Here is a 3,238-nt window from a genome sequence, read left to right on the forward strand (position 1 = left end):
CGTAATCATCTGTTTTTATTATATCCATTCTAGATTTAGTTATTTCGAAGTTCTTAAGACCGCGTTTGATATCGTCTAGGCTTATACCTAAAGTTTGCCCAACTAATATAGCTGCCATTGCGTTGTAGATGTTGTGTTCTCCAACTGTTGGGATGTAGAATTCTTCTACCTTGCCGTCTATCATTGCATTGAAAGTTGTGTCGTTGTCGTTCATGTTAAAATCTGTACAGTAGATTGTGTTGTCTTTTCCAAATCCAAAAGTTTTTAAATTGTATTTTAAATCTTGACCTTTTAAAGTTGTAAGCATATCGTCGTCGCCATTTACTATTAACGTAGAATCTTCGTCGAAGTTTGTAGTTATTTCCATTTTTGCTTTGAATATACCTTCTCTAGATCCAAGCATTTCGATATGAGAAAGACCTATATTTGATATAACACCTATTTTAGGATTTACTATATTTACTAGATATTCTATTTCATGGAATCCACTCATACCCATTTCGATTACAGCACATTCGTAGCTTTCGTCTAGATTTGTAAGAGTCATAGGAACTCCAGTCTCAGTATTTAAGTTTTTCATATTTTTAAGAGTTTTGTATCTACTAGATACTACTGCATAAATCATATCTCTTGTAGAAGTTTTACCTACACTACCTGTAACTCCTATATAAGGTATATCGAATTTTTCTTTATAGTGTTTAGCTACATCTCCAAATGCAAATAATGTATTTTCAACTTCGATTACATTTACATTTTCGCTGTTTATTTCTGTATTATTGTCTTTATTTTTTACTATAGTCTTGCATCCATTTTCTATTGCTGAGTTTATAAATTTATGTGCGTCTACACTTTCTCCTACTAATGCGAAAAATGCACTGTTTTTATTTGCAAGTCTACTATCTATAACTAATTCATTTATAGATTTTACTTCTTCACTTTTACTTGTTAAATCGCCTTTGCTGGCACTTACTATTTCTTCTATAGATAAATAATTCATATTTAATCTTCTCTCCTCCTATTAATTCTCTAAAAAATTATACCATATATCTATTGCAATGTTTTAATAATTTTATTGTCTACTGTCTTCTATTTCCTTCACAATCTTTCTAGCAAATGGTCCTAATGTGTCGTCCATAAACGAACCTATTGTACCATTTAACACGCATTTAAACAATGCCTCCTGCCAAGACGTGTCTACATCTAAAGCATTTAATTTTTCCTTTAAATCCATACATGTAATTATCGCCTGTCTTGTCGCAGCTTGAACAGCTAATGGAACCTTCTCTACATCTCCACTTTCTACATAAGAAAAATCCTTGAAGATGTATTTTATTTTCTCAACTATATCATTGTCCTCGCTTCCTATTACTATAGCTGAAGGCGCTTTAAATTTTTCTATCATAGATGATTGACCTATTATTTTAGTTTCAATTATATTTATACTTTTATAGCTGTCTTTTATGCTATGATCAACTGCTCCATTTGTAGACATATTTAAAATTATCGCTCCATCCTTTGCTATCTTACATATGCTCTCTACATTTTTATTTACCTCTGATTCTGGAAGTATCACTGCTACTATATCCGCATCGGCTAGTACGTCTATTGATGTAGAGCATTTGCAATCTATACTTTTGCTTAAAGCTTCAAGCTTTTCTTGATTTCTGTCTACAATTATTTTATTTACATCCTCGGGAAGCTTTTTAGCTACAACTGAACCCATCTTCCCACAACCTAAAACTCCTACATTCATAAATTTTCTCCTAATTTTTATTTTCTATATTCTATAAAACCATTTTTATAAAGTATTTCTAGAGATTCCTCTAATTCATCTAAATCTGTAATTTCAAGAGAAATTGTAATATCCTTATCTTTCACAAGATCTAGAATTTCTATAATATCTATATCTCCTTTATTTATTCCAAGGTGTGAATCTCTATCACCACAATTGTTGTGTATATGCATATGTTTTATGTATTTATTTAAGATTTTGATCCATTCCATCACATCTATTTTAGAATACGCATTTACATGACCGACATCTAGACATAGAGATGTCTTGTCGTCTGATATTTCCTCCATAAGCTCGTTTAATATAAAGTAGTCGTCCTCAAATACATTTTCGATATGGACCTTTATGCCGTCGTCTTTCTTATCCCCAAGGAAATTTTGCCAAAATACAGGTGCGTTTTGCATCCATTCAATATAGCTATAAGTATTTGGATAATATCCATTGTGGTAAACTAGATATTTTGCATTCATCTTTTTGGCTACATCGTACGCCTGCTGCATTCTGTAATTTGAGACCTTGGCTATTAGCTCGTCGCGAGTTCCTGCACATAACTCGACAAAAGGACCATGTATAGATATATCTATTTTTCCATATAAATCTCCCAATTCCTCTTTATAAGTTTCTATAAACTCATCCTGTCTATCTAGGCAGTATGGACTTGCAAATAATACAATTTCTAGACCAACGTCGTACTTTTCAAGTATTGGCTTTATTTTTTCTGTTTCTACTAATTGTGATATATATACTCTCATATTTTTCCCCTTTCATTAAATCTAGTTTCTAAATTTATTTATTTCCAAATCCCACATAAATTTCCAAAAATTAAAATTCTCTAATACTTAATATTTTATATTTATATTTTTATTTTTATTTGTCAATATTATTAGTCTAATTTAGCGTTATGAGTTATAATATAATGTAGATTTTATAAAGACAAATATTTATTACTTAAATTTTATACCTTGATGGTAATCTTTACAATAATTTTATCGTCAAGTATTTAAATTAAAATTTTATATAAAGGTGAGATCGATGAATTTAATAACATTAGAAAATATTAGCAAAAGCTACTCTGAAAAAAAATTACTGGAGAATATTTCTCTAGGGATAAACGATAAAGAAAAAATCGGATTAATCGGTGTAAACGGAACAGGTAAGTCTACTCTACTTAAAATAATAGCCGGAGCTGAGATAGAAGATAGCGGAACTATCACAAAGGCAAACAAGGTCAGAATCGAATACCTTCCACAAAACCCTTACTACGACGAAAATGCGACTGTTTTAGAACAGGTATTTAAGGGGACTTGTGAGGAAATGAAGATAATAGGAGATTATCAAGACGTACTAGATAAAATCAACAAATCCTACGACGAAAAGCTAAACGAAAAGCTCCTAATATTACAGGAAACAATGGATGCGCTAAACCTTTGGGACTTAGAGAGCAGT

Annotated in this window: 4 protein-coding genes; 1 reads left to right on the plus strand and 3 read right to left on the minus strand. The window is 31.0% G+C overall.

Annotated features, from left to right (window positions below):
* The 3 genes from ACI3VO_RS10920 to ACI3VO_RS10930 form a co-directional block, all read right to left on the minus strand.
* A partial coding sequence (locus ACI3VO_RS10920; protein ID WP_439757945.1) for a UDP-N-acetylmuramoyl-tripeptide--D-alanyl-D-alanine ligase occupies positions 1-997 on the minus strand: 997 nt, incomplete at its 3' end.
* A gap of 72 nt (positions 998-1,069) precedes the next feature.
* On the minus strand, positions 1,070-1,753 hold the full coding sequence (locus ACI3VO_RS10925; protein ID WP_439757946.1) for an NAD(P)-binding domain-containing protein: 684 nt from the start codon (positions 1,751-1,753) through the stop codon (positions 1,070-1,072).
* Between the two features lie 17 nt (positions 1,754-1,770).
* Positions 1,771-2,544, minus strand: coding sequence for a sugar phosphate isomerase/epimerase family protein (locus tag ACI3VO_RS10930; RefSeq protein WP_439757947.1), 774 nt, complete (start codon positions 2,542-2,544; stop codon positions 1,771-1,773).
* A 280-nt stretch (positions 2,545-2,824) separates the two neighbouring features.
* Between ACI3VO_RS10930 and ACI3VO_RS10935 the strand changes: the two genes are divergently transcribed.
* A partial coding sequence (locus tag ACI3VO_RS10935) for an ATP-binding cassette domain-containing protein (RefSeq protein WP_439757948.1) occupies positions 2,825-3,238 on the plus strand: 414 nt, incomplete at its 3' end.

The organism is Intestinibacter sp., assembly GCF_051866655.1.
Classification (GTDB): domain Bacteria; phylum Bacillota; class Clostridia; order Peptostreptococcales; family Peptostreptococcaceae; genus Intestinibacter.